Origin of the sequence: Edaphobacter sp. HDX4, from assembly GCF_036877565.1 — a bacterium.
GTDB lineage: Bacteria > Acidobacteriota > Terriglobia > Terriglobales > Acidobacteriaceae > Edaphobacter.
On record NZ_JAEDXW010000030.1, the window covers coordinates 1 to 24,822 of the forward strand.

25 protein-coding genes are annotated in these 24,822 nt (G+C 58.3%); 12 read left to right on the plus strand and 13 right to left on the minus strand.

The window, feature by feature from the left end; all coding sequences use genetic code 11:
- Positions 1-310: 310 nt before the first annotated feature.
- The 4 genes from JAO29_RS20645 to JAO29_RS20660 all read right to left on the minus strand — a co-directional run bounded on the left by JAO29_RS20645 (position 311) and on the right by JAO29_RS20660 (position 3,064).
- Positions 311-1,186, minus strand: coding sequence for an inositol monophosphatase family protein (locus JAO29_RS20645; protein ID WP_334270163.1), 876 nt, complete (start codon positions 1,184-1,186; stop codon positions 311-313).
- 119 nt (positions 1,187-1,305) lie between these two features.
- Entirely contained in the window at positions 1,306-2,298 is a 993-nt protein-coding gene (locus JAO29_RS20650; RefSeq protein WP_334270164.1) for a VWA domain-containing protein, read from the minus strand.
- Complete coding sequence (locus JAO29_RS20655; protein ID WP_334270165.1) at positions 2,295-2,822, minus strand: molybdenum cofactor biosynthesis protein MoaE; 528 nt, start codon at positions 2,820-2,822, stop codon at positions 2,295-2,297. The genes JAO29_RS20650 and JAO29_RS20655 overlap by 4 nt, the downstream gene beginning before the upstream one ends.
- Positions 2,819-3,064, minus strand: coding sequence for a MoaD/ThiS family protein (locus JAO29_RS20660; RefSeq protein WP_334270166.1), 246 nt, complete (start codon positions 3,062-3,064; stop codon positions 2,819-2,821). The genes JAO29_RS20655 and JAO29_RS20660 overlap by 4 nt, the downstream gene beginning before the upstream one ends.
- 35 nt (positions 3,065-3,099) lie before the next feature.
- On the opposite strand from JAO29_RS20660, the gene JAO29_RS20665 reads away from it, so the two are divergent.
- Together JAO29_RS20665 and JAO29_RS20670 are read left to right on the plus strand one after the other, a co-directional pair.
- Positions 3,100-4,455: a DUF2254 domain-containing protein gene (locus JAO29_RS20665; RefSeq protein WP_334270167.1), complete on the plus strand. Its 1,356-nt coding sequence runs from the start codon at positions 3,100-3,102 to the stop codon at positions 4,453-4,455.
- Positions 4,456-4,669: 214 nt separating this feature from the next.
- Complete coding sequence (locus JAO29_RS20670) at positions 4,670-5,293, plus strand: hypothetical protein (RefSeq protein WP_334270168.1); 624 nt, start codon at positions 4,670-4,672, stop codon at positions 5,291-5,293.
- A 14-nt stretch (positions 5,294-5,307) separates the two neighbouring features.
- Here JAO29_RS20670 and JAO29_RS20675 read toward each other — a convergent pair whose 3' ends face one another.
- Positions 5,308-5,844, minus strand: a complete 537-nt coding sequence (locus JAO29_RS20675) for a DUF488 domain-containing protein (protein ID WP_334270169.1) — start codon at positions 5,842-5,844, stop codon at positions 5,308-5,310.
- A gap of 132 nt (positions 5,845-5,976) precedes the next feature.
- Here JAO29_RS20675 and JAO29_RS20680 point away from each other — a divergent pair, with 132 nt between their 5' ends.
- Entirely contained in the window at positions 5,977-6,957 is a 981-nt protein-coding gene (locus tag JAO29_RS20680; protein ID WP_334270170.1) for a hypothetical protein, read from the plus strand.
- Positions 6,958-7,023: 66 nt separating this feature from the next.
- Here the strand turns inward: JAO29_RS20680 and lon are convergent, their stop codons facing one another.
- The 6 genes from lon to JAO29_RS20710 form a co-directional block, all read right to left on the minus strand.
- Positions 7,024-9,468 (minus strand): endopeptidase La, encoded by a 2,445-nt coding sequence (gene lon, locus JAO29_RS20685; protein ID WP_334270171.1) that lies wholly within the window; start codon positions 9,466-9,468, stop codon positions 7,024-7,026.
- Between the two features lie 366 nt (positions 9,469-9,834).
- Entirely contained in the window at positions 9,835-10,992 is a 1,158-nt protein-coding gene (gene dnaJ, locus JAO29_RS20690) for a molecular chaperone DnaJ (RefSeq protein WP_334270172.1), read from the minus strand.
- Between the two features lie 48 nt (positions 10,993-11,040).
- The gene (locus tag JAO29_RS20695) at positions 11,041-11,613 is read right to left on the minus strand and encodes a nucleotide exchange factor GrpE (RefSeq protein WP_334270173.1); all 573 of its coding nucleotides are present in this window, start codon (positions 11,611-11,613) and stop codon (positions 11,041-11,043) included.
- 73 nt (positions 11,614-11,686) lie between these two features.
- A complete protein-coding gene (gene hrcA / locus JAO29_RS20700) occupies positions 11,687-12,769 on the minus strand; it encodes a heat-inducible transcriptional repressor HrcA (RefSeq protein ID WP_334270174.1) in 1,083 nt (360 codons plus the stop codon).
- A gap of 56 nt (positions 12,770-12,825) precedes the next feature.
- Entirely contained in the window at positions 12,826-13,659 is an 834-nt protein-coding gene (locus tag JAO29_RS20705; protein WP_334270175.1) for an Mrp/NBP35 family ATP-binding protein, read from the minus strand.
- A gap of 19 nt (positions 13,660-13,678) precedes the next feature.
- A complete protein-coding gene (locus JAO29_RS20710; protein WP_334270176.1) occupies positions 13,679-14,200 on the minus strand; it encodes an acyl-CoA thioesterase in 522 nt (173 codons plus the stop codon).
- Between the two features lie 74 nt (positions 14,201-14,274).
- On the opposite strand from JAO29_RS20710, the gene JAO29_RS20715 reads away from it, so the two are divergent.
- The 3 genes from JAO29_RS20715 to JAO29_RS20725 are packed head-to-tail and all read left to right on the plus strand — an operon-like array spanning position 14,275 to position 16,879.
- Entirely contained in the window at positions 14,275-14,586 is a 312-nt protein-coding gene (locus JAO29_RS20715) for a tetratricopeptide repeat protein (protein ID WP_334270177.1), read from the plus strand.
- An 18-nt stretch (positions 14,587-14,604) separates the two neighbouring features.
- On the plus strand, positions 14,605-15,321 hold the full coding sequence (locus tag JAO29_RS20720) for an MgtC/SapB family protein (protein ID WP_334270178.1): 717 nt from the start codon (positions 14,605-14,607) through the stop codon (positions 15,319-15,321).
- 37 nt (positions 15,322-15,358) lie between these two features.
- The gene (locus JAO29_RS20725) at positions 15,359-16,879 is read left to right on the plus strand and encodes a sigma 54-interacting transcriptional regulator (protein ID WP_334270179.1); all 1,521 of its coding nucleotides are present in this window, start codon (positions 15,359-15,361) and stop codon (positions 16,877-16,879) included.
- Between the two features lie 73 nt (positions 16,880-16,952).
- Here JAO29_RS20725 and JAO29_RS20730 read toward each other — a convergent pair whose 3' ends face one another.
- On the minus strand, positions 16,953-18,167 hold the full coding sequence (locus JAO29_RS20730; protein WP_334270180.1) for a zinc-dependent alcohol dehydrogenase: 1,215 nt from the start codon (positions 18,165-18,167) through the stop codon (positions 16,953-16,955).
- A gap of 85 nt (positions 18,168-18,252) precedes the next feature.
- Between JAO29_RS20730 and JAO29_RS20735 the strand changes: the two genes are divergently transcribed.
- Both JAO29_RS20735 and JAO29_RS20740 read left to right on the plus strand, forming a co-directional pair.
- The gene (locus tag JAO29_RS20735) at positions 18,253-19,494 is read left to right on the plus strand and encodes a vWA domain-containing protein (RefSeq protein ID WP_334270181.1); all 1,242 of its coding nucleotides are present in this window, start codon (positions 18,253-18,255) and stop codon (positions 19,492-19,494) included.
- A gap of 109 nt (positions 19,495-19,603) precedes the next feature.
- Positions 19,604-20,368 (plus strand): DUF2076 domain-containing protein, encoded by a 765-nt coding sequence (locus tag JAO29_RS20740; protein ID WP_334270182.1) that lies wholly within the window; start codon positions 19,604-19,606, stop codon positions 20,366-20,368.
- Between the two features lie 6 nt (positions 20,369-20,374).
- On the opposite strand, the gene JAO29_RS20745 is transcribed toward JAO29_RS20740, so the two are convergent.
- Positions 20,375-21,997 carry a hypothetical protein gene (locus JAO29_RS20745; RefSeq protein WP_334270183.1) on the minus strand — a complete coding sequence of 541 codons (1,623 nt, stop codon included), beginning with the start codon at positions 21,995-21,997 and terminating at the stop codon, positions 20,375-20,377.
- A gap of 182 nt (positions 21,998-22,179) precedes the next feature.
- Between JAO29_RS20745 and JAO29_RS20750 the strand changes: the two genes are divergently transcribed.
- From JAO29_RS20750 to JAO29_RS20765, 4 genes are all read left to right on the plus strand, one after another.
- Positions 22,180-22,467, plus strand: coding sequence for a hypothetical protein (locus JAO29_RS20750; protein ID WP_334270184.1), 288 nt, complete (start codon positions 22,180-22,182; stop codon positions 22,465-22,467).
- Between the two features lie 83 nt (positions 22,468-22,550).
- Positions 22,551-23,414, plus strand: a complete 864-nt coding sequence (gene bufB, locus JAO29_RS20755; protein ID WP_334270185.1) for an MNIO family bufferin maturase — start codon at positions 22,551-22,553, stop codon at positions 23,412-23,414.
- Positions 23,411-24,313, plus strand: coding sequence for a DNA-binding domain-containing protein (locus JAO29_RS20760; protein ID WP_334270186.1), 903 nt, complete (start codon positions 23,411-23,413; stop codon positions 24,311-24,313). The genes bufB and JAO29_RS20760 overlap by 4 nt, the downstream gene beginning before the upstream one ends.
- The gene (locus tag JAO29_RS20765; protein WP_334270187.1) at positions 24,310-24,810 is read left to right on the plus strand and encodes a DoxX family protein; all 501 of its coding nucleotides are present in this window, start codon (positions 24,310-24,312) and stop codon (positions 24,808-24,810) included. Before JAO29_RS20760 ends, JAO29_RS20765 begins: the two co-directional genes overlap by 4 nt.
- The last annotated feature ends 12 nt before the right edge of the window (positions 24,811-24,822 follow it).

The following is a 24,822-nucleotide window of genomic DNA, read 5'->3' on the forward strand; positions in this document are numbered from 1 at the left end:
TCTGGTCGATGGCCGCATCGCGGAGTTGGGCACACACGACGAGCTCATCACCCGCAACGGCTACTACACCAGCCTCTTTGAGAAGCAGCGACTCGAGGAAGAGATCTCCGTAGCCAGCTAGAGCAGATCTCATTCCGGTGTACCCTTCCAATCCGTCATTCTGAGCACAGCGGAAGAATCCCTGTATTCAGCCCTGAGTACCATGAACGCCGCAGGCAAATAAACGGTTTCTTCCGCTTCGCTCAGGATGACGGCTCTTGGCTAGTCTGAATCTCTAGCGACTCATAACCAACCGATCAGGGACGACCAGCTATCTGCCTTCAGCCGCTCTACGCGCTGCAAACTCCTGAGGTGTCGGAATTGGATCCAGCTCTCTTCCGGCGAACATCTCGCTGAAGATGTGGACCATCTCGTCCTTGATCAGCCCGTTGGTCGCCAGCACCTCGCGGCTGTCGAGCGTGAACTTGCCGCCATCAAAATGCGACACCGTTCCTCCTGCCTCCGTAACCAGCAGGACGCCCGCCGACGTATCCCACGGATTCAGGTTGAACTCCCAGAATCCATCCAATCGTCCGGACGCTACATACGCCAGGTCCAGAGCCGCGGAGCCTGCGCGCCTTACGCCATGCGAACGCAACGTGATCTGGTAATAGAAATAGGCGTTCGGGTTCAGATGCCGTTTGTGGCTCGGAAAGCCCGTAGACGTCAGCGACTCCTGTAGCGTCTTTGTCTTCGAAGCATGGATCTGCTTGCCGTTTAGCCACGCGCCCTTTCCACGCTCGGTGAGGAACATCTCGTTCCGCAACGGATCGTAGATCACGCCCGCGATCAAGACACCGTCCTCGTCCTGCTTCAGCCCCGCAGGCCGATGTTCCAGGCCTAGCACCACGGCAAACGCCGGAAATCCATGCGCGAAGTTCGTCGTCCCGTCCAGTGGGTCGACATACCAGCGATACTCACTGTCCAGAGCGTCGCGTGTGCCTTCCTCGCCGTAGATACCATGGCCCGGAAAAGTCTCCTGAAGTCGTTGCCTTATCAGCTTCTCGCTGCTCTTATCCGCCTCCGTGACCAGGTCGACATCACCCTTGTACTCCGGCGTTACACCCTTCTCGTAGAAGCTCTTCAGCAGCGCGCCGGCTTCACGCGCGATCCCCTCGGCCTTGTTTGCAAATTCGAATTGATTCACGCAGATCCTCTCGCCTTCTACTCTAAATGCTGTCCTGTTGCTACGACACAACCCGGCAGCGCGCCATACCGTATCCCCGGATTACCTGATCTCAGCGTCGGAGAGCGATGAGATTAGCCTCAACGCACGTCCGCGTAATATCCGGTACGATGCCGAAGCTGATATTTGCTCTGAAGAGCGGGATCTTTCATAGCTATCCGCACCGAGCGAAACGCGCCATCACCCTTGCGAGGGGGAGCGTAATAGCCCAGCACATATTGCGTCCTCAGATCGTCTGAGACGCGGGCAAATGCGGGCTCCAGGTCCCTCTTGTCTTCGACATAGAAGTACTTCCCTCCCGTATCGTTCGCCATCTGGATCAGCGCGTGTTCTCCGCCGGTATTCCTTCCCGCGTCCTCCCAAACAGGAACAACGATGATGGAGTAAATCATTGCGCCTGCACGCTGCGCCTGTTCCAGTGCTTGGCCATAGCGCGATCGCTTGGCAGTGTCCTCACCGTCCGTGATCACGACCACCACGCGGCGACGCCCGGCATCGTTTCTCGTCTGAGAGAGCCTGTCCGAAGCCAGATAGATTGCGTCATAGAGAGCCGTCTCGTCTCCGAGTTGCAACTCATTCAATCCCTTTTCGATCTGTTTCTTCTGATTCGTAAACGGAACGATCTCACGCACGCTATCGGAGAAGTCCATCAGGTCCAGCTCATCCTGATCGCGTAGTAGAGCATTGACGAAGTGTTTCGCCGCAGTCTTTTCTAGCTGCTCATCCCGCAGAACACTCTTGCTGGCATCGATCGCCAGCACCACTGAAAGCGGAGCGGACAACTCCTTTTCGAAAAAGGCAATCTTCTGCGGCTTGCCATCCTCCAGGATCTGAAAGTCATCTTTCCCAAGGCCGCCCACGGGAGCACCGTTCTTATCCATCACGTTGACCGCAATGTTCACCAGGCGTGACTGTACACGGATGGTCGGAATCTCTCCCTCCGCCGGTGGAGGCGCCTGTTGCTGATCTGCATCCGGCTCCACCGGCTGCATCGGTGGCCGGCGTACGACCGGCGCCTGTGCCATCATCATCCCCCCCAGAAACCATCCCGTGACCCCAAACAGACCCTTCACATCTTCTCCTTCTCCACCTCGGAAGGAAGGCCTGTGCTTTCAGGGGAAGGCTCTCCATCAGCCGATCGCTCCGACACCTCAGCTTTCTGAACAACGGCTATGCCCTCTGGAAAGGGCTCTCCATCAGCCCAGATTGCTCCATCCACGAACTGTTCTTTCTTCCAGATAGGAACCGTCCGTTTCAGCGTGTCGATCAGCCAGCGACAGGCGTCAAAGGCAGCACCGCGATGTGCCGAAGCCACGACCACCAGAACGCTCGTCTCACCCACAACCAGTCGTCCCAGCCTGTGGACCAGAGCAACATCCCGCACCCCGAACTTCGTCACTGCCTCAAGCGCCAGCGCCTGCATCTGGCTCAGCGCCATCTCACGATAGGCTTCGTAATCCAGGTGCAGCGTCCCGCGACCGCGCGTGTTGTCCCGCACGATTCCATCGAAGACACACACCGCCCCGTCGGCTCCGGCCTTCAGCTCCGCAACAATCTCTGCCGCCGGAATCACCTCATCCACGATCTCGACTTTCATAACCATCCTCCACTCACGGGCGGAAGCAGTGCCACCTCATCTCCATCGTGCAGAAGATCCCCGGCCTGCGCGTACTCCCGGTTCACCGCAGCGGCGATCGACCTCCACGGGAATCCCATCGCAGCCGTTTGCCCTTCGTGAATCTCTATCAGCGTTCCCACAGACGATCCCGAGGGTAGATCCATCTCCGCACTGGGATGGCCAACCATATCTTTCAGAACTCCGAAATAAAGAACCCGCACCTTCATATCTAGAAAAGAATACGTGAGGCCGCCTGTTGGACGTCTCGGCAGCCGGAACATCACCCTTCAGCCTCATCGCCGCCGCCGTTCGGCCCTTGTCTTCCCGTGTCCCGCAAACTGGCATCCAACCGGCCATGCGTGCACGTTGGAACAGGATCCTTGAAGTTCTCGAGACCAACTTCTGGTTCGTCCCTCTCCTCATGCTCCTCGCCTCGGGAGCACTCGCCGTCTTCCTTCTGTACATCGATCAGCGTTACGACCCCGGCGTCGATACAACCTTCTCTTGGGCCTACTCAGGTGGCCCCGACGGTGCACGTTCCCTTCTGAGCACGATTGCCGGATCCATGATCACGGCTGCCAGCGTGACCTTTTCCCTCGCATCCGTCGCCCTCTCAATCGCCTCGCAGCAATACGGCTCTCGCGTACTTCGAAATTTCATGCGCGACAAAGTTACCCAGATCCTCCTCGGAACCTTCGTCTCGACATTCCTCTATAGCGTCCTCGTCGTCAGGACCATTCGCGGAACCGACAACTCCAGCGGCTTCGTACCTGCCATCTCTGTCACCGTGGCTATCGTTCTGGCGGTCTTCAGTCTCATCCTTCTGGTCTATTTCATTCACCACGTATCCTCGTCCATCCAAGCCTCGCACATTGTCAACGTAATCGCTGAAGACCTCGAAGACACCATCCCGCGCCTCTACCCCTCCGGGGCCGGAGACCCTTTTCCCCATACCCCCGCCTTTGAGGCCTTTCGCCATCGCGAACGCCTCACGCTCACCTCTTCAAGAACCGGATATCTTCAATCCCTCGATCTCGATCGTCTTCTCGAGATCGCCTCCGACTGCAACCTCATCATCGAGCTCTCCCCCGCCCCCGGCGACCATCTGGTGCAGGGCGACCCTCTCGCCCATCTCTGGGGCACCAGAGAGGTCAAGGAAGAGACTGAACACAACATCCTCGGCTGCTTTCTCTTTGGAGGAGAGCGGACCCCACTCCAGGACATCCGATACCAGTTTCAGCAACTCACCGACGTCATCATCCGTGCGCTCTCCCCTGGCATCAACGATCCCTTCACCGCCGTCAACGGCATCGACAAGGTTGCCAGCGGCATCGCTGTCCTCGCCAAGCGGCCGCGAGTCTCCGAGATGCGTGAGGACAAAAGTGGCGAGCTTCGGCTCGTTCTTTCTACCCCCAATCTGACGGATGTCCTCAAAGAGACCGTGCCCCACATCGCGATCTATGCCGCCGCAGACCGCTTCGTGATGGCCAGCCTTCGCCGCGTTCTCGATGTGGCTGAGCGCGAGCAGCAGGATGACCGGGAACGTCTGGTGATCTCCCAGCTTCGTAAGGAACTGGACAATCTCCAAGCCAAAACCGCATCTCTCTCCTAGCCCAAACAGAACTCCAAAATGAAGAACCGTACCTTCATATCTCCAAAAGAACACGCGAGCACAGCGGTTGGACGGCTCAACCCCTGCAACATCCCAAACTCAACCGAAGCCAAACTCAACCAAAGATTGCCTGCCTTTTACCGATGCGCGGCGCACTTTCGCAGCCAGGGAATATCTTCCCCCTATATATTTGAGCTGAGAAACGGGACTCCCCATGGACTTGCATACGCGTCGATCCTTCCACACCTTCAGAGCCGCACTCCTGCTGCTCCTTCTCTTTCCGGCCCTCAGCTTCGGCCAGCAGGTCGTCCAGCGTGGCCCCTTCGGCAAGCCGATCTCGGTCTACGATGAAACCCAGCAGTGGAGCTCCCCTCTTCTCCTTGCCTCCGACAACGACATCGAAATCTACATTCCCGACGTCACAGCAAACGACTGGCTCAGTCGCAACTACTCCGATTTCGAAATCCGGGGAATCTACACCCTGTCTCTGTTCACTCGCTACAAGACCGCTGCGGCCTGTCGCGCTAACCAGACAAGCTGGGGGATGGGCGATGCAGAGCATTTGGACGCCTGCAAAGACATCGGATACCGCATCCGCCAGGTCAAAATTGAACCAGGCCAGAAGTCCGTTCAGATCCTCTTTGCCGCCATGGTCGATCGAAATGGGCAAATAGACACATCCTCGATTCAGCAGACGGACACCTTCAGGACTTGGGATCAACTGGATGCCACGGCGCAGAAAGCGATCCTGAAGGCGAATGAAATCGTCGTCCGGCAAATGCGAATCTACGATGCCCGGATCCAGAACACTTCATCGCGTCAAGGCCCTGTTGAGTAGCTTTCCGAAGGAGCCTACCCAAAGAGCACTGGCTCCTTCGGATACCACACTCTGCCGTCCCGCACCTGGGCAAATGCCGTCAACGCATGCGACTTTCGCGTGCTCTCCCCATCCGGCTTCACAAACACATCCTCCACCTCTACCCCTCGCGCCACCATCGCATCCGCAATTAACGACCGATGGCACCTCCACGGCAACGCCTCCGCGCACATGACCACCGTCTTCTCTATCTCCGCTAGGCCCGCGAGCCACTCGATCTCCACGGCAAACGCCTGAGTCTGCATGTAGTCCGCATATCCGCGAAAGCTCTCGTTCCTCCACCCGGTATTCACGCTCTCCTGCAGCCCCCTCCGCCGTCCTCCCAGGCCTTCGCGCCACACTCCCTCAATCCCCACCGTCTTCAGCGAAGCGAACAACGTCGCCTGCGAAAACTGCGGATGTCTTCTCGACCCCGGAAATCTCCGGACGTCTACCAGCGTCTCCACGCCGTTCTGCTTCAGCGCTCGCACAAACGCTTCAATCGCCAGTGTTGAATGCCCTATCGTCAACATCGTGTTTCCTGTTCTGCCGCCTCGATAACTCAGGCATCTGATATTCTTGCCAACCAAAGCGAACAATCTCAATAAGACGGGTGCCACGTGGAACTGAATGAGATTCGTGAAAAATTCAGGAAGCTGAATGAAATGACCGTCGCCGGCGCTGCACTTTTTGGCGTTAGCCTCGTCTTTGTAATCATCGAACTAGTCCACGGAACGACCCAGGGAACAGAGTTCCTGTCCAAATTTGTTAAGTTTGGCGTTTACGAAGTGAATGGCGAACCCGAGCCCCGCCTCTGGTTTCTCATCGTCCTGGGCCTCGCCATTACCGGCCTCCTCACCCTATCCGTTCTTCTGCTGCACGCGAAGCTGCAACGCGGAAACGAAGCCGGCCTCGTCGCGGCTCACGAGAAAGCCGTCTCCGACCTCAAAGAGTCCAATGGGCGCGCCAAGGCTTGCATCGACGGCATGATGAACGCCGCCGCCAGAATCCGCGAACAGCAGACACCCGACTCCAGCCACACCATCAAAACCATCGAGCGCGCCAGAATCATCTACCGCATCAGCAAAGACTTCTCTACAGATATTCTTCGCGAGTACCAGATGAAGGCCAACAGCAAACCGGTCCACTTCTGGGAGAGCTCCTTCATCCCCTCCGACCACGCCACTCCCATGGAGTACCTCAGCGATATCCAGTTCCGAGTGACTGACATCACCAACGCCACTGCAGCCTCACCTGTCACCTACCTCCAAACAGAGAACCAGTCCCGGCAGAAGAGCGTCTGTATCTACTTTCTTCCTCGTCTCGAACCTGGCGATCCCCCCCGCACCCTACAACTCTCCTGCAAATGGCCTGGTTACTTCTTGCAGATCTTCAACACCGGAAGCGAGCGTCTCGAGTCCCGATTCAAATCGGCAGAAGTAACAAAGAGTGTGCGGATCGAGGTCTATCTCGAAGATCACAGCGGAGGGAATCTTTCGTGCGAGGTCGTAACCAACGGTCGACCTCACTCTCTTACACAAGGAAAAGACCAGCAGACCGGCTGGAATGGTTATGTCTATGAAGCCACAAACATTCCAGCCGGGCTCCACGAGCATCGACTTCTCGCTCAGTGGAGCCGCTACTAGCCTTCTTTTTCGTCGTTCTGTGTATCGCGCATAATTGCTCCGACCGAATTATACCTGCCACATCCCTTAGGCCGTAGCGTGAAGAACCTCTTCGCGCACTGCCTCATCCTCAGCTTCCTCCTGCACCGTCGTAGGCAACGCGACCGCCAGTACCTCTTCAATCCGCGTAGCGTAGTGGATCCTCACGTGTTCGATCTGATCCGGTGTCAGGTCCTCGTCCACCTGGGTCTTGCACTCCAGAGGCAGAATCACGTCCCGCACTCCCGCGCGCTTGGCCGCAAGGAACTTCTCCTTGATGCCTCCGACCGGCAGCACATTACCGCTCAGAGTTATCTCACCAGTCATCGCCGTGAGCGGGTGTACCGGGGTGTCCGTCAGCAGACTCACCAGTGCAGTCGCCATCGTAACGCCAGCTGAAGGTCCGTCCTTCGGAATCGCTCCCGCTGGAACGTGAATATGGATATCCGTGTCCTTCGTGAAGTCTTCTTCCAGGCCGAACTTACCAGCGTTCGAGCGTACCCAGGTCAAAGCGGCCTGCATGCTCTCTTTCATCACGTCGCCAATCTGACCCGTGATGGTGAAGCCACCCTTGCCTTTCATCTTGTTCGCCTCGATGAAGAGCACGTCGCCTCCCGCTGGAGTCCACGCCAGGCCTACAGCGACGCCCGGACGCTTCGTACGTTCCGCGATCTCCGTATCTACACGAACCTTGATTCCGCCCAGGAACTCGTGGATCACCTCCGGCGTAACCGTAATCTTCTCGGTCTTACCCTCGGCGATTCTGCGAGCGACCTTGCGGCACACCGTTCCAATCTGCTGCTCAAGTCTGCGAACACCTGCCTCACGCGTATAGTGCCGCGCTACCAGCGCCACACTCTCCGTCGGGAAGTCCAGCATCGCAGTATCGACGCCGTTCTCTTTCAACTGCCTCGGAATCAGGTACCGTTCCGCGATATTGACCTTCTCCTCTTCGGTATAACCCGTCAATTCGATGATCTCCATGCGATCCAGCAGAGGTCCCGGAATCGTGTCCAGCTGGTTGGCTGTGCAGATGAACAGAACCTTGCTCAGATCGAACGGCTGATCGAGATAGTTGTCGCGGAACGTGTTGTTCTGTTCCGGGTCGAGCGTTTCGAGCAGCGCGCTCGCAGGATCTCCTCGGAAGTCGCGTCCCAGCTTGTCGATCTCATCCAGCATGAAGACCGGGTCATTCACCTCCACCCTCTTCAGGTGCTGAATGATCTGTCCGGGCAGCGCGCCGATGTAGGTCCGCCGGTGCCCACGAATCTCCGCCTCGTCGTGCATGCCGCCGAGTGAGATACGCGAGAACTTGCGTCCGAGTGCCTTTGCAATCGATCGGCCCAGCGAAGTCTTACCCACGCCTGGAGGTCCGACAAAGCAGAGGATCGGCCCTTTCATATCCGGCTTCAGGCGCCGAACGGAGAGGTAGTCAAGGATTCTGTCCTTCACCTTCTTCAGACCGTAGTGGTCCGTGTCCAGAATCTCCTTCGCCTTCAGGATGTCGACCTCGGTCGCTGAGCTCTTCGCCCAGGGCAGGACCGCCAGCCATTCCACATAGTTACGAGTCAGGCTGTAGTCCGCCGCCATCGCGTTCATCCGGCTGAGACGGGCAAGCTCCTTCAGGGCGTCCTTCTTGACCTCTTCCGGCATGCCGGCCGACTCGATCTTCTCCTTCAGCTCGGCGATGTCCTTCTGGGTCTCGTCTACGTCCCCGAGTTCCTTCTGGATCGCCTTCAGCTGCTCGCGCAGGTAGTAATCCCGCTGCGACTGCTGCACCGAGTCCTGCACCTCGGTCTGAATCTTATTCCTGAGCTGCTGAACCTCGAGCTCCTTGGCCAAGTGCTGATTGATGCGCTCCAGGCGCTTGGTTACGTCCGGCGTCTCCAGAAGCTCCTGCTTGTCCGTCGTCGTCAGAAACGGCAAGGAAGCCGAGATAAAGTCGGCGAGACGTCCTGGTTCCTCGATATTGATCGCGATCGTCTGCAGGTCGTCCGACAGGGTCGGCGAAGAGCTTACGATCTGCTGGAACTGGCTCACCACGTTCCGCTGCAGCGCCTCCGACTCGGGAGACTGCCGAGGCTCCGTCTCGGGGATGGCCTCAAACTCGGCCAGCATGAATGGCTGCAGCTGGGTGAACTCGCCCAGGGTAACGCGCTCATTGCCCTCCGTGAAGACAAACAGGCTCTGGTTCGGCATCTTCACGACCTTGTGTACGGTCGCGCGGGTGCCAACCGCATAGAGATCGGCAGCAACTGGGGTGTCCTGACGGGCGTCCCGCTGGGCCACCACGAGGATCGACTTCTCCTCTCCCAGAGACTGAATAAGTTGAATACTGCTCTCGCGCCCTACCGTCAGAGGAAGGACCGCATGCGGGAAGAGAACCGTGTCCCGAACTGGCAATACCGGAACTGGAAGTTTACCGTTCGCGCTCTCGCCCCCCTCCGGATTCTTTACTGTCGGTTTGATCACACTTACGAAATCGCTTGCCATTGAGTGTCCTTCTATCAGATTATTAGCTATTGGATGCAGCAACTGTTCTATAGGTCGCAAGCATCAAAATCAATGGAAAATTGAGAAGTTCGATTGTCTTCCCCTACTGAGCGGAGCGACACCGACGGACATAGGCACGGGAGCCTCACCTTTGAGACGCCATCTCTGTCCTTCCCGTCATCGGCAGTTGTCCCCAAATCAACAGGTATTTCCGCCAGTCAACCATCGCAGCCATTTAGCCTGCGCCAAAATGAAGGCCCCGATACTTTAATCGGGGCCTTCATCTATTGTTTACGCTCTGAAGGCGTGCTGCAAAAGGATGGGAGATAAGACAGCAAATGCAATGCATTCAATAATATGAAGTGTTTAGTTAAACATTTCCTTGACCTTATCGAACAGCCCGCGAGATGTCGGAATATTTTCCACGTTCATGGAATCACCCAGTTGCTTCAGAAGATCCTTTTGCTGCTTCGTTAGCTTCGCCGGAGTCTGAACGCGGATCTCAACGATCAGGTCGCCCTTCCCGCGCTCGTTCAGGTGCGGTACACCCTTGCCGCGTAGCCGGAACTCTTTACCGCTCTGCGTTCCCTCCGGAATCCGGATGACCTCGGTTCCTTCAAGGGTCTGGATATCGAGTTCAGTTCCCAGGGCAGCCTGAGGGAACGAGATCGGCATGACGCAGTGCAGGTCGTCACCATCGCGCTCGAAGAATTTGTGCGGCTTCACATTCAAGACGACATACAGGTCGCCCGAGGGACCGCCAAACCTGCCAGCCTCTCCCTCGCCCTGGTAGCGGATTCGTGTATCCTGCTCGACGCCTGCCGGAACCTTCACCAGAATCGTATGCTCCGCCTGCACCCTGGTCTCGCCATGGCAGTTGAAGCAGGGGTCAGTTATGAGGGTTCCCGTCCCACCGCATGCAGAACAGGTCTTGGCGACGGAGAAGAATCCCTGCTGGAACCTCTGCTGGCCTCGGCCACCGCATTGAGTGCAGGTTGTGGGCTGTTTTCCCTTGGCCGCCCCGGTCCCATGACACTCCGTGCAGGTCTCGTTGCGGCGGATCTTGATCTCCCGCTCCATCCCGAAGACCGCCTCCTCGAACTCAAGGGTCAGGTCATAGCGAAGATCACGGCCGCGCTGGACCCGCGAGGCTTTGCCGCCCCGGGCCGATCCGCCCATGTTGAACATCTCGCCGAACAGGTCGCCGAAGATGTCGCCAAGGTCCTGCGCGCCACCGAAGCCGCCGCCGAACGGGCTGCCGCCATTGCCGCTCGAGCTTCCGCTGAACGCGGCATGCCCGTAGCGATCGTAGGCTGCACGCTTTTCCGGATCGCTCAGCACCTGGTACGCCTCGCTGCACTCCTTGAACTTCTCTTCGGCCGCGTGATCGCCGGGATTACGATCAGGGTGGTACTGCATCGCCAGCTTGCGATAGGCCGTCTTCAGTTCCTGGTCCGAGGCGTCCCGGGAGACGCTCAACACTTCGTAAAAATCGACTTTGGTCACGTTTGCCGTCGCACTCATCCTTTAGAACCTTCTGAAATCGATAACCCTCAATCGCAGTTTTGGTGGTTACTCACTGACGACTGACGAATTGGAAGCAATCTTCACCAGAGCGGGCCGGAGAAGCTTCTCCCGAACCTTGTAGCCCCGCCGGATCTCCTCTAATACCTGATGATCGGGGAACTCCTTGGTTTCAACGCTTGCCAAAGCTTCATGGACCCGGGGATCGAACTGCGCCCCGACACTCTCGACCGGAACCACGTTCAGGCTCTTCAGAGCGTCTTCCATCTGCTTTAGAATCAACTCCACTCCGGCCCGCAGCTGCTCGAGTGAGCCCTCAGCCTTGAGAGCGAGCTGGAAGTTATCCATCACTCCCAGGAATGGCTCTACCGTGCTCGAAACTACGTAATCCCGCGCATCCTGGCGCTCTTTCGCCTCACGCTTGCGCGCGTTATCAAACTCGGCCTGCAGCCGCGCCAGCCTATCCAGAAGCTGGTCGCGCTCACCCTTTACCTGTTGCAGCTCCGCCTGCTGGGCGGAAGCCCCTTCCTGCACTGGCTCTTCCGGAGAGCCGGCGACAACTTCGCCCTCCTGTACAGCCTGCACAGTCGTCTCATCCTGCATGGGATCATGTCTCCTCATATCTGGTTTCCTCTTCTATTATCGCTGATTGTGCAAGCCCGAGTCAGGCCCCGCGGAGTTCTAACGGAAGCTCCTACTGTTCAGAAGGATGCAGCATCACCCGATCGAAGACGCGCGACAGGTAGCTGACCGCGTTCATCGTGTTCTCATAATCCATCCGGGGAGTACCGATCACCCCGATAGTGCCCCTGTTCTCCCCTGCCATTCGGGCGGGGGCGGCAATGAGCACAAGGCCAGCCATTTGGGGAGCCTGCTCTTCCAGGTCGAAGACGACCCGGACACTCTCCTGCTGCGTATCGATATAGGCGTTCAAAAGCTCTACGAGACGCTGTTTCGCCTCCAGAGCTCCAAGCATCTCCCGCAGGCGTTCGCCATCGACACGAGAGCCAACCAGGTTGGCCACGCCCTCCACATAAACCGGGGGCATTGAAGCCTGCGCCGCCGGAACTGCCTTACCCCAGAGTTGCCGCACCGATTCCAGGAGCCTCTGGTATTCGCTGCGTTCCTCCTCGACCCGCCTCGCGAGTTCGATGCGAACGTCTTCGATGCCCCAGCCCCGGAAGTTCTCGTTGAGGAAGTTCGCCGCAATCTCCAGCTCTCCCAGCGAAAGATCGCGATCCAGCGCCAGCACTCGATCCCGCACCATGCCGGAACGTGTCACGACGACAGCCAGAACGCTCGTAGGGGCCAGCCGTGAAAAGTGGACATGTTCCAGCAGATCGCCCTCTGTTGCTGCTGCGATCGCCACCCCTACGCCGCTCGAGAGCATAGCCAGCACGTGAGAGGTTCGCTCCAGGACAGCCTGGGTTCCGGCAACTCCGACGAAGCTCCGGTCGATCTGCTGTCGCGACCGCGCGGGCAACCGTTCGGCACGTCCGGCGGGCTGGACGCGTTCTGTCAGCTGTTCCACGTAGATCCGAAAGGCCTGCGCCGTAGGCACTCTTCCGGCAGAGGTGTGCGGCTGCTCGAGGAGTCCCGCCTCTGCGAGTTCGGCCATCTCGTTCCGGATGGTCGCCGGGCTCATTCCGGAGACATCCCGGCTTTGCAGACGAGCAATCGTGCCGGAGCCCACCGGCTCCCCCGTCTCGATATAGCTCTCGATGATGGCGGTCAGAATGGCACGTTGCCGAACCGTAATCCGCACTGTGTCTGCCATCTCGTACCCCCGTCGAGACCAGTCTATCGCGTCCCCGTCAAGCGGAGCGCTGCAGCCTAGCTGATCTCGAAGACGTTCTCACTCTTAGACGCAACCTCTTTGGCTTTGTCTGCCACCCGCCGCGCCACGGCATAGACCTCCGCCGATAGCTTGGAATCGGGCCCGGCAAGCGCAATCGGAAGTCCCTTGTCCCCTCCCTCGCGGATCGCAGGGTTCAGCTCCAGCGCTCCGAGAAAGTCCAGACCGAACTGGGCTGCAGTGCGCTCGGTGCCTCCCGCGCCGAAGACATCGATCACTTCTCCGGAGGGCAAGGTCATCTGGGACATGTTCTCGACCATCCCAAGCACCTCGACCTTTACCTGGTGGAACATCTCGAGGGCCTTGCGAGCGTCTTCCAGAGCGACGTTCGAACCCGTAGAGACGACCACGGCGCCTGTCAGGGGGACCGTCTGGACCAGCGAGATGACCACGTCTCCCGTTCCCGGAGGCAGGTCGACGATCAGGAAATCAAGCTCGCCCCACTCCACCTGCTGCAGAAACTGGCGGATGATCTGGTGCAGCATCGGTCCGCGCATCACCAGGGGCTTGTCGCCGGGCGAGATCAGACCGATCGAGATGAACTTCACACCGTGAGCCAGAATCGGCTCAATTCGGTTCTCTCCTACGATGTTGGGCTGCCGTGTCGCTCCCAACATGGTTGGAACGTTGGGCCCGTAGATATCGGCATCGATCAGACCAACCTTGTACCCCAGCCGGGCCAGAGCCACCGAGAGGTTAACCGCGACCGTGGTCTTGCCTACCCCACCCTTGCCGCTACCAATGGCTACGACGTGCGCTACTCCCGGCAACGGCTGCGGTGCCGGCGGAACTCCTGCTCCCATATGTCCCATAAACAATCCTTCCTGATCTTCAGACGTGCCATTCGTCGCCGAGGGCGGCACGTATCTCTTTTTTGCGAAGTGTCTCACCGGCCCGCATCTCGCGTCGGCGACCGGCGTCCTCATACCGGCGCTTCTGGTGTTCCGTCTGAGGAATCACCTGCGGAACCATGAGCCGGTTTCCATCTTTATCCATAGCCACATACGTCAGATAAGCCGAGGAGACGTGACGCATCCGGTTATGACGGACGTCCTCGACCATGGCTTTCACGCCCACTTCCATGGAGGTGCGGTACGCACGGTTGACACTTGCCTTGAGGATCAGCAGATCACCTACGCGAACCGGAGCGACAAAGTCCAGGTGATCCATGCTGGCCGTCACCGTAATCGCCCGGGCGTGCCTGCTGGCAGCCATGGCTCCTACCAGGTCGATGTATTGCATAAGCCGACCGCCAAAGAGATTCCCGAGGGCATTTGCGTCGGAAGGAAAAATAATCTCGCTGCGTTCAGACTGCGACTCACTTACCGCTCTTTCCAGGACGACTTCGCTCATTTCTACCAGTGTAATCCGACCATGAGCCTTTGACCGGCTTGCCAAGGAGGGTCGCCTCGTCGGAACATCAACGGATGGACAGAATCGCACTTCTCAACCAGGTGCTCGACCAGAACCCGAAAGATGCGTTCGCCCGCTATGGGCTGGCAATGGCTCATCTTTCCAGTGGAAACGTCGACGCCGCTCTCATCGAGTTTGCCCGCTCGATCGAGCACAATCCCGACTACGTTCCCGCCTACCAGATGTCGGCGCAGACCCTCGCCAAGCAGGGCCGCACGAAAGATGCGCTGGAGCGCCTGCACAGCGGAATCGCTGCAGCCAACCGCACCGGTAACCAGCACGCTCTGGCCGAGATGGAGGCCCTCCGGGAAGACCTTCGCCGTTGATTCCACATCTAACCAGAGATGTCGGTCGTTCTGCCATGGGAGCAGATTGCCCTCCGAATCCTGCTGGCAACCATTGCCAGCTTTGCCATCGGCTATAACCGAGACGAGCAAGGCAAGAGTCTCGGGATTCGTACGACCATGCTGGTCTGCCTGGCCGCGACTCTGGCTATGCTGCAGGCGAACCAGCTGATGAACACAACGGGAAAAGCTCCGAACTCCTTCGTGGTTCTGGACCTGATGCGTCTTCCCCTTGGCATCCTGTCGGGAATCGGATTTATCGGTGCGGGAGCCATCCTGCGCAAGGACGGCCTGATTCACGGAGTCACCACCGCTGCAACGATATGGTTCGTGACGGTGCTCGGCCTGCTGTTTGGTGGAGGTCAGCTCATCTTGGCTACCTTCAGCACGGGTCTTGCGCTCATCATCCTGTGGGTCCTCAAACGCGTCGAGAGACACATCCCCACGCTTCACACCGGCAGTCTCTCTGTGGAGTTCGCCACACCTGAGGCGGCGACGATGGCGGAACGTCCTACAGAAGAGGAGCTTCGCCAGAGGTTGCGGAGTTCAGGTTATGAGATCCGCACCTGGACTGTTCGCTATCGGGAGTCGGAGCTTGCATCCCTAAGTTGTGAACTACGCTGGCCTCACCGGGACCAGATGCACCCGAATACGCCCAAGGTGCTGCGGGAGTTAGCCGCCCTGCCGTCGGTCTCGGCGCTCTGCTGGCGGGACTAGAGCCGTTCCGGGCACGGCTGGCGTCTATACTTGAATTATGGCGAATCTACTCCCGTCGACTCTAGGCGCACTCCGTAAAAGCGAATTCACTCCCGAACGCCTGGCCCGCAGCGTCAAGGACGAGCTTCGCGAAAACCTGATGGCCCGGCTGCGCTCCAGGGAGACGATCTTCCCTGGAATCGTCGGTTACGAGGACACGGTCGTTCCTCAGATCGTGAACGCCATTCTCTCCAAACACAACTTCATCCTGCTGGGACTCCGCGGACAGGCCAAATCGCGCATCCTGCGGGCCCTGACTACGCTCCTCGATCCGCAGATCCCCTATGTCGCCGGATCCGAGGTTCGAGACAATCCTTACGCGCCCATCAGCAAGTACTCCCGCGATCTGATTGCGAAGCTGGGCGATGAGACCCCAATCGCATGGCTCAACCAGGAGGACCGCTTTGTAGAGAAGCTGGCGACCCCGGACGTTACGGTTGCCGACCTGGTGGGCGATATCGATCCGATCAAGGCGGCCCGCTCAAACCAGGACCTCGGTTCCGAGCTGACCATGCACTATGGTCTGCTCCCCCGCGCGAATCGCGGAATCTTTGCCATCAACGAGGTTCCCGACCTGGCCGGCAAGATCCAGGTCGCCCTGTTCAACATCATGCAGGAAGGAGACGTGCAGATTAAGGGCTATCCTGTGCGGCTTCCTCTCGATGTGGCTATCGTCTTCAGCGCCAACCCGGAGGACTACACCGCGCGCGGGAAGATCGTTACGCCGCTGAAGGATCGCATCGGCTCGGAGATCCGCACCCACTACCCCGAGGACATCGAAGAAGGCATCCGCATCACCACGCAGGAGGCATGGTCAGACCGTCCGGCAGCGAAGATCGAGATACCGCACTATGTCCGGCAGGTGGTAGAGCAGATCGCCTTCAGCGCACGCGAGGACAAGAAGGTCGACAAGCGCTCCGGCGTCTCTCAGCGACTGCCCATCACGACGATGGAGCTGGTCCTGTCGAATGCGGAACGACGTGCGCTCCTTCATGGAGAGGAGCTGGCGGTGCCGCGCATCGGCGATATCTATGCCGCGCTTCCAGGCATCACCGGAAAGATCGAGCTCGAGTATGAAGGCGAGATGCGAGGTGCCGATACCGTCGTTCGCGAGATTATCCGGCTCGCCGTTGCGCAGGTCTTCGACAAGTACTTCGCCGGGACCGACACGCAGCAGATTGAAGAGTGGTTCAACCTGGGTGGCACGGTCCAGTTGAACGACACTCAGCCTGCAGCGGCGTCGCTCGGCGAGCTCAAGCAGATCCAGGGACTGCTCGATAAGCTTTCTCCGCTGAATGTCAACGGCACATCCGATGCCGAGGTGACCGTGAGCGCCGCAGAGTTTCTGCTGGAAGGCATGACGGCGCATAAGCGCATCAGCCGGGCGGAGGAGAGAGTCTTCACGGCAGCAGAGAAGAAGCAGCGTACTGAGCAGGCTTCGCAGTACGCGGAGCGCGTGCGCGAGCGCGAGCAGGACGAATTCAATCCACGCAACCGTACGCGGAGAGGCTTCAACTAGCCGCAGCCTGTTCCCGAGAAAGAAAAAAAGGTCTTCGAGAAAACTCGAAGACCTTTTCCATTTCGATCTCTTTTTAGGCCGCCTTTTCAGCGGCGGCGGGCTCCAGCTTGACCTTCAGCCAGCCGTGCTCGTGCTGATCGAAGTGATGATAGGCGTCGATTGCGGAGGTCACACCTATCTTTTGCGTAAAGTACTGCTCCGGACGGATGACACCTGAACGAACAAGCTCAACCAGTCGCGGCAGGTACTTGCGGTGATTGCAGTTCCCTGACTTGACGGTAAGGTTCTTGTTCATCATCTGCCCCACCGGGAAGGAGTTCAGCGTGGGCGGATACACTCCGATGACCGAGAGCGTCCCGGCTTTCGCGACAGACTCCACGGCCCACTCCAGCGCCTGCGTAGGAGCTCCCCCGAGCCACCATCCCTTCTTCTTCGCATCGTTGGCATGCGGGTCGATCTCTTTCATCTCAGCTTCGAACTTCTTCTTCTCCTGCTGCTTTGCGGAGCCGCAGGTGGCATCGACTCCGACCGCATCGATGACGCGATCCGGGCCAGAGCCCATGGTAAGTTCGCGGAGCACCTCCACCGGACTCTCTTTGCTGAAGTCGATCGCTTCGGCGCCGTGCTTCCTTGCCATCTCCAGCCGCGAGGCCACCTGGTCGATGGCAAATACGCGGCCTGCACCGAGATGCTGAGCGCATGCGATGGCCATCATTCCCACCGGACCGCAGCCGAAGATGGCAACGGTATCTCCCGAGTTGATCTCAGCCATGCTGGCGGCCTGATACGAGGTCGGCAGGATATCGCTCATCATGATGGCCTGGTCGTCAGAGATCTCCTCCGGCAGCATGACTAGATTCGTTGCAGCGAAGGGAACCCGCGCATACTCGGCCTGCAGACCATCCAGACCGCCGGCATCCTCCGGTCCGCCAAAGAACGTTGTCCCGGCCAGAGGGCCGCCGGGATTGGCGCGATTGCACTGCGCATAGTAGCCGGCACGACAGTAGTTACAGCTTCCGCAACCTACAGTGGACGGAATAATGACGCGATCGCCTTTGCGGAAGTTCCTCACCGCGTTGCCGACCTCTTCCACGATCCCTACCGCCTCATGGCCAAGGATGCGGCCCTTCTTCATCCCTGACATGGTTCCGCGGATAAAGTGCAGGTCCGTCCCGCAGATCGCGGAAGAAGTGATGCGCACAATTGCGTCTTCCGGCTGCTGAATCTTTGGCTCGGCGACATTCTCCAGGCGTATATCGCCCACGTCGTAAAAAACGACTGCTTTCATGGTCGATCCTCCTCTCGTTCTTCGATGCGAGATTCGCGACACTCAGCATTTGGAAATGAAGGCTAGAATAGGTATAGGGGGCCCTATGAAGCGCGTCCGCTATACAAAGTTCACCGGCGATCTATCCTCGAGCTTCGGCCTTGAGGATCTTATGCAGGCTCTCTCAGATTTCCTGCTCGACTCCGGCTTCACGGATCCCTACTCTAACTTCCGCGAATTCAACGACCAGACACTTGAGAGCCTTCGTGATGCCATCCGGCAGGCGCTCGAATCAGGCGAGCTTCTGGACGAAGAGGCACAGGAGAAGTTCGAAGCTCTGTCTGAAGATCAGGTTGAAGAGCTGATCGATCAGATCATCCAGAAGATGCAGGATCAGAACTTCATCAACGCCGAGAGCCCCGAGGAGGGTAAGGGCGACTTTGGCCAGGGTAACGGCGAGGCCCGCTTCGAGGTCACCGACAAGGGAATGGACTTCCTCGGCTACAAGGCTCTTCGCGATCTTCTGGGCCCGCTCGGCAAATCTAATTTCGGCCGTCACGACACCCGCCACGAGGCCGCCGGGGTCGAGGTGAATGGCTCTTCCAAACTCTACGAGTTCGGCGACACGTTGAACCTCGACGTCACGGCCACCTTCTCCAGCGTCTTTGCGCGCGAAGGCATCGGCACGGCCATTGAAGGAGAAGAGCACACGCCGCTGAACATCGAGTACTCCGACCTCCAGGTCCATCAGTCGGACTATCAGTCTTCCTGCGCCACCGTCGTCCTGCTCGACTGCTCGCACTCCATGATCCTGTATGGCGAAGACCGCTTTACTCCGGCCAAGCGAGTGGCGATGGCCTTGTCGCATCTCATCCGGACGCAGTTCCCCGGCGATACCTTGAACCTGGTTCTCTTCCATGACACCGCAGAGGAGATCCCGGTATCGCAGCTCTCCCGCGTCAAGGTAGGCCCTCACTACACCAACACCAAAGACGGTCTGCGGCTGGCACAACGCATCCTGGCCAAGCAGAACAAGGACATGAAGCAGATTGTCATGATCACCGACGGCAAGCCTTCCGCGCTTTCGCTTCCGGATGGACGCATCTATAAAAACGCCTTCGGCCTCGACCCTCTGGTCATCGAAGAGACCCTGGAAGAGGTTTCGCGTTGCAAGCGAGCCGGAATCATGATCAACACCTTCATGCTGGCCAATGACTTCACTCTCATGCAGTTTGTCCAGAAGGTCAGTGCGATGTGCCGCGGGAAGGCTTACTTCACCACGCCGCAGACGCTCGGGAACTATCTCCTGATGGATTTCATGTCACGCCGTATGAAGACCGTCCACTAGGAAGGACCGCTCCTGCGGCCTGTCAGATACGAAAGGGAACCTTGCTCCTACCTTTTTCGTATCTCTCGCGTCATACGTGCGAGTGTGCGCAGCGCACGGAGGGAGTTCCATGACACCGCAGGAACAACAGATGCTTCAGGGGTTGATCGAGCGCGTCAATCAGACCCAGCTTCAGGAGAAGGACTTCGACGCCGAACAGATGCTGCAGCAGACGCTGGGGCGGAATCCTGACGCCCTGTACATCCTGGCACAGACCGTGCTCGTACAGCAGTACGCACTCGATCAGGCTCAAAATCAGATCGAGCAGCTTCGTCAGCAGCAGCCACGCCGATCTGGCAGCTTCCTGGGCAATCTCCTCGGACGTAACGAAGATGCCCCGCCGCCGCCACCTCCACCGCCGCCGCAGTCTTCCCAGGCACAATACGCGCCTCAGTCCTACGGGTATTCGCCGAGCTATGCCCAGCCACAATCGGGTGGATTCCTGCGCTCCGCCATGCAGACTGCCGCCGGAGTCGCCGCGGGCGCTCTAGCCTTTGAGGGAATCGAAGGGTTGATGCACGGGTTTGGCCATGCGGCGGGCTACGGTTCCGGCTTCGGGGGCTTCGGCGACTCCGATCGCCCCGAGATCATCAACAACTACTACGGCGACAGCGGCCAACCGGGCGACAGCCACCTTTCGCCTGACATCGAAGATCGCCGTGGTGAATCGGCATTCTCCCAGGCAGTCGATCAAAACGATCACGGCGACGGCCTCATGGATTCCTCCAACGACAGCGATGACAATAGCGACAACTTCGCTGACGATTCCAACTTCGACGACAGCTCCGATATCAGTGATGACTTCGATTCCGGAGGAGACGACAACAGCTTCTAGCCGCGATCAGTTCCCTTCTTTGTCCTTGTTATCCTTGTGGTGCAGGTCGAGCCCGAACTTAGGCGATCCCTTTGAGCCGCTGATCTTGATCGGAATCTCCGCCCCGGCTCCGTGCTTCCGGAAGAATGGGTCTACTGGCTTCAGCAGCCACGACTTCCACCAGGTTGCCACCATGTTGGACAGGGCGGCCTTCGTCCTGACCTTGCCGTCGAAGTTCAGTTCGTTTCCGTCCAGCGAGTAAATACCTGCAAGATTCACGTCCGCGCCCGGGAGGGTGTAGTCCAGGCGGCTGATGTGCAGCTTCCCATGTCCCATTCCAAATCTGCCGACCATGTGCGAGTAAACGTCGTTGGCTCCCGGCTTGGCCTTGTCCGGTTCACCGCGCGCACGCAGGCTAAGCATATCGACCTTATCCTGCCACTCGGGATTGATGAAGTGGATCGCCCGCAGCGTGAACCCTCCGTTCAAGCCAATCTTCTGGGTTACGCTCTCTTTTCCTGGCCGGATTGAGAGCTTCGTCTTCATATTCAGTCTGCCGCTCATGATCGGAGGCTGCTGCTTAACCGCAAGCTCCAGAAAATCCTGGATCCTGCCGTTAGGAACATCAACGTCAAGGTCGATCTGGTGTCCTTTGCCTTTGATGTTGATGACCGCTCCCTTGCAGGTGAACTCCGACTTTCCAAGCTTGGCTTCAACCGGCTGGAGATACGTGTCGCCACTGGTGCCATCCACGATTGCGTGGAACTTGGTATGCAGCGGCATGGCGTGCTGGGCTGTGTCCAGGGAAAAGTCGGGTACGTCCGCATTGCCATCGACTGTGATTCGGTTCAGCTGGCCCGTGAAATCGCCCGTCGAAGTGAGAATGCCTGCGATCCCCTTGATAGTGTTGAGGTCCGCATGGTCGAACGTATATTTGCCAGTCACTGTCGAGTCGCCGGGGCTGTCATTCACCCACGGCCCAAACGTTCCCACGGCATGGATATCTCCAGTCGGAATTGCGTTAACAATCGTGGCATCGTAACGCCATGGATCGTTGGGTCCTACATTGTGCATGACAATATGGCGCAGATCGAAGAGCTTCGGATCCTTGTCCGGCTTGATGGTGCCGATGATTAGCTTGGAATCATCACAGTCGATCTCATCCACCACAATCTTTATCTTTCCAACGTGCCGGCCATTCTTTGGGGCTTGGTTCCGCATCTCGCGCGGAGGTACGCTGATCGTCATGCCACTTACCTCTACGGTTCCAACGTGCATGGGCTTCTGAAACAGACCCAAGACGTTCGCGTGGAAGGCGAAGTGTTTGATCGCGATCAGCGGGGCAGTGGCGCCGGCGGCGACAACTTCATCCGTAGGGAAGATGCGCAGCCCGTCACCCGTGACTTCAAGGCCTTTGAGAACCGAGACGTGGAACGCATCCAGGTCGACCCTGCTGTCGAAACGCGTACTCAGTGTCTCGATAACCCTGCCCCGCAGAATGGGGTCCGCCCGATGGAGCATGATCTCCAGAGCTGCAGCAAGGCCGATTACTACAAAGAGGGCAGAGATAAAGATCCAGCCCCAAACTCCCCGTTTCTTGCGTCGAGAAGAAGATGATGTGCTGTTAGCGTCGTGCGTACGATCGTTCACACAGAATTGGATGCATGGATCCGGCCTCATGGCGTTAATGGATTCATTCTTCGGCCTTTCTATGACAAAAGGCATTCCGTTTCTGTGACAAATGACATCCGGAAAGCTGTTACCCTTTTGGTCACCTCGTATCTAACGAGGCATACAGGGAAGAATTTCTCCCTGAACGACAAGGAGACTTCATGAAGAACTCTTTTAAGGCAATGATGTTAGGCGCCGCCGTCACCGGACTGTTGAGTGGCTCCGCTACCCCGGTTCACGCTTCGGTCACCCACAATGGTGCTCAGGTAGGACAGGCGATGCTCGGTGCATCTGCCATGATGGCACAGGACACGGATAAGCACTCCTGCAAAGGCAAGAACGACTGTAAAGGCAAGGGCGGTTGTAAGGCCGGCGACAATGGCTGCAAGGGCAAGAACAGCTGCAAGGGCAAGGGCGGCTGCGCGACCGACGGATCAAAGAAGCACTAAGGTCATCACGACGATGCTGTATCGCCGTGATGTTGGTTTCGCGGCGGTACAGCCTGGGCGTCTACCTTCCAGAGGATCAAGGCATGCCGGCAAATCGCTTCAATGGCTACAAAGACTATGGTGTAGGGATCGGCCTGCGCGTACCCCACTATCGCCACATCCTTGAGAAGAAGCCAGTGGTCGACTGGTTTGAGATCATCTCAGAGAACTACATGGTCGATGCCGGCCGCCCGCTGACGGTGCTGGACAGCATCCTTGATCAATATCGCGTCGTGCAACATGGCGTCTCCATGTACTTCGGCTCAGCCGAACCCCTCTCACGCGAACATCTCCGCCGCCTGAAGGCGCTGGTTCGCCGAACCAACACTCCCTGGCTCTCCGATCATCTATGCTGGGGCTCCGTCGACGGAACCTATACCCACGAGCTTCTTCCCATGCCGTACACCTTCGAGGCTGCCCGCGTGACCGCCGAGAAGATCCGTCAGGCTCAGGACTTCCTCGAGATCCCCATCGCTGTCGAGAACGTCTCGAGCTACGCCGAGTTCCACGTCTCCCAGATGACGGAGTGGCAGTTCCTCAACGAGGTGGTCGAGCAGGCCGACTGCGGAATTCTTTTGGACGTAAACAATATCTACGTATCTTCGCAGAACCACGGCTTCGACCCGCACGTCTACGTCAACAGCGTCCCCGCCGAACGCGTCGCCCAGATCCACATCGCCGGGCACTCGAAGTTCGAGAGATACATCCTGGACACGCACGATCATCCGGTCCTCGATCCCGTCTGGGATCTCTATGCCCGGGCCATTGAGCGCTGCGGTCCGACGGCTACCCTGCTGGAGTGGGATGACTCCATCCCCTCCTTCGACGAAGTCCATGCGGAAGCTCTCAAGGCGAACCGCTATCTCAGGCCGGAGATAAATCTGCCGGACCTCGCGGTGACAGCATGAGCGACGCACCGGAGCTTCGGGCCTTGCAGCAGCGGATGGCCGCTGCCGTAATGAGCCCACTCACCCGCGACGAACAGATGCGTCGGCGAGACGCGAAGAATCAGTCCGTCGAGAAGGAGGCCGACTCGTTCATCAAGCCGAACGATCGCCTCACCTCTTTTGAACGGCTCGAGATCTACAACCGGCAGTACTGGTTCCGCCTCTTCTCTTCCTTCGAAGAAGACTTCCCCGGCCTAAAGGCTATTGTCGGGACACGACGCTTTGAACGGCTGATGCGCGCCTATCTTGAAGCGCATCCTTCGCGCTCCTTCACATTGCGCAATCTTGGTTCCTCGCTTGTCGGCTGGCTGCAGGACAATCCGCAGTACACGCACCCGATGACCGCTGATGCAGTTGCCATGGCGCAACTGGAATGGGCTCACATCGAGGCGTTCGATAATGAGCAGCGGCCTTCGTTGACGACGGCCGAGATTGCCGCGCTCGATGACGGATCGCATCTGGAGCTGCAACCCTATCTGCGCCTTCTCGAAGCCCCGAGCGCAGTCGACGATACCCTACTCGCCGTGCGCGATGCCTCGGAAGGGGCCGGTGCACAGGCATCGAACGCCGTCAGCATCCACCTGGTTCGCCGCACACGTTCGCGTAAACCCGTGCCAGGACGAACCTATCTCGCCGTTCACAGGCACGAGAACTCCGTCTACTACAAGCGTCTCACTCGAGAGGACTATCTTCTGCTGCGCGCCTTTGAACACGGTGAGACCCTTGGCGGCGCGATTGAAGCTGCGTTCGCCCACAGCCCCCTCTCTGAGTCCGAACGCGCGGCACACATCCAGGCGTCCTTTCACTACCTGATGCAGATGGGCTGGCTCTGCACGTCACGCAGCACGGAGTCCTCATGAAAGTCCTGTCAAAACTTGCGTACATACACGCGGTCTTCTGCAGCTTCGCCGAAAAGCTCTGCTCCCCCCTGCTTCTTGCAATTCGCCTCTACTGGGGTTGGCAACTGGTCCAGACCGGCCTCGGAAAGCTGCGGAATCAAGACCGGGTTGTTGAGTTCTTTACCTCGCTCAACATTCCCTTTCCCGCCCTCAACGCGCACTTCGTCTCTGGCCTTGAGTTCTTCGGCGGGATGCTGCTGATCATCGGATTTCTTGCGCGTCCTATCTCCCTGATGCTTACCTTTTCGATGCTGGTGGCATATTGGACTGCGAGCCGCGATGCCCTGCTCGCAATCTTCTCCGACCCGGGCAAGTTCTATGCCGCCGATCCCTTTACGTTTCTGTTTGCCGCCATTTTGATCTTTGCGTTTGGTCCGGGCCTTTTGTCGCTCGACTATCTCCTGCAGCACCGCTCCACAGTGGCGCTGCAAACCAGGCGAGATATCTCGATCGCTTGAGCACGAACTCTC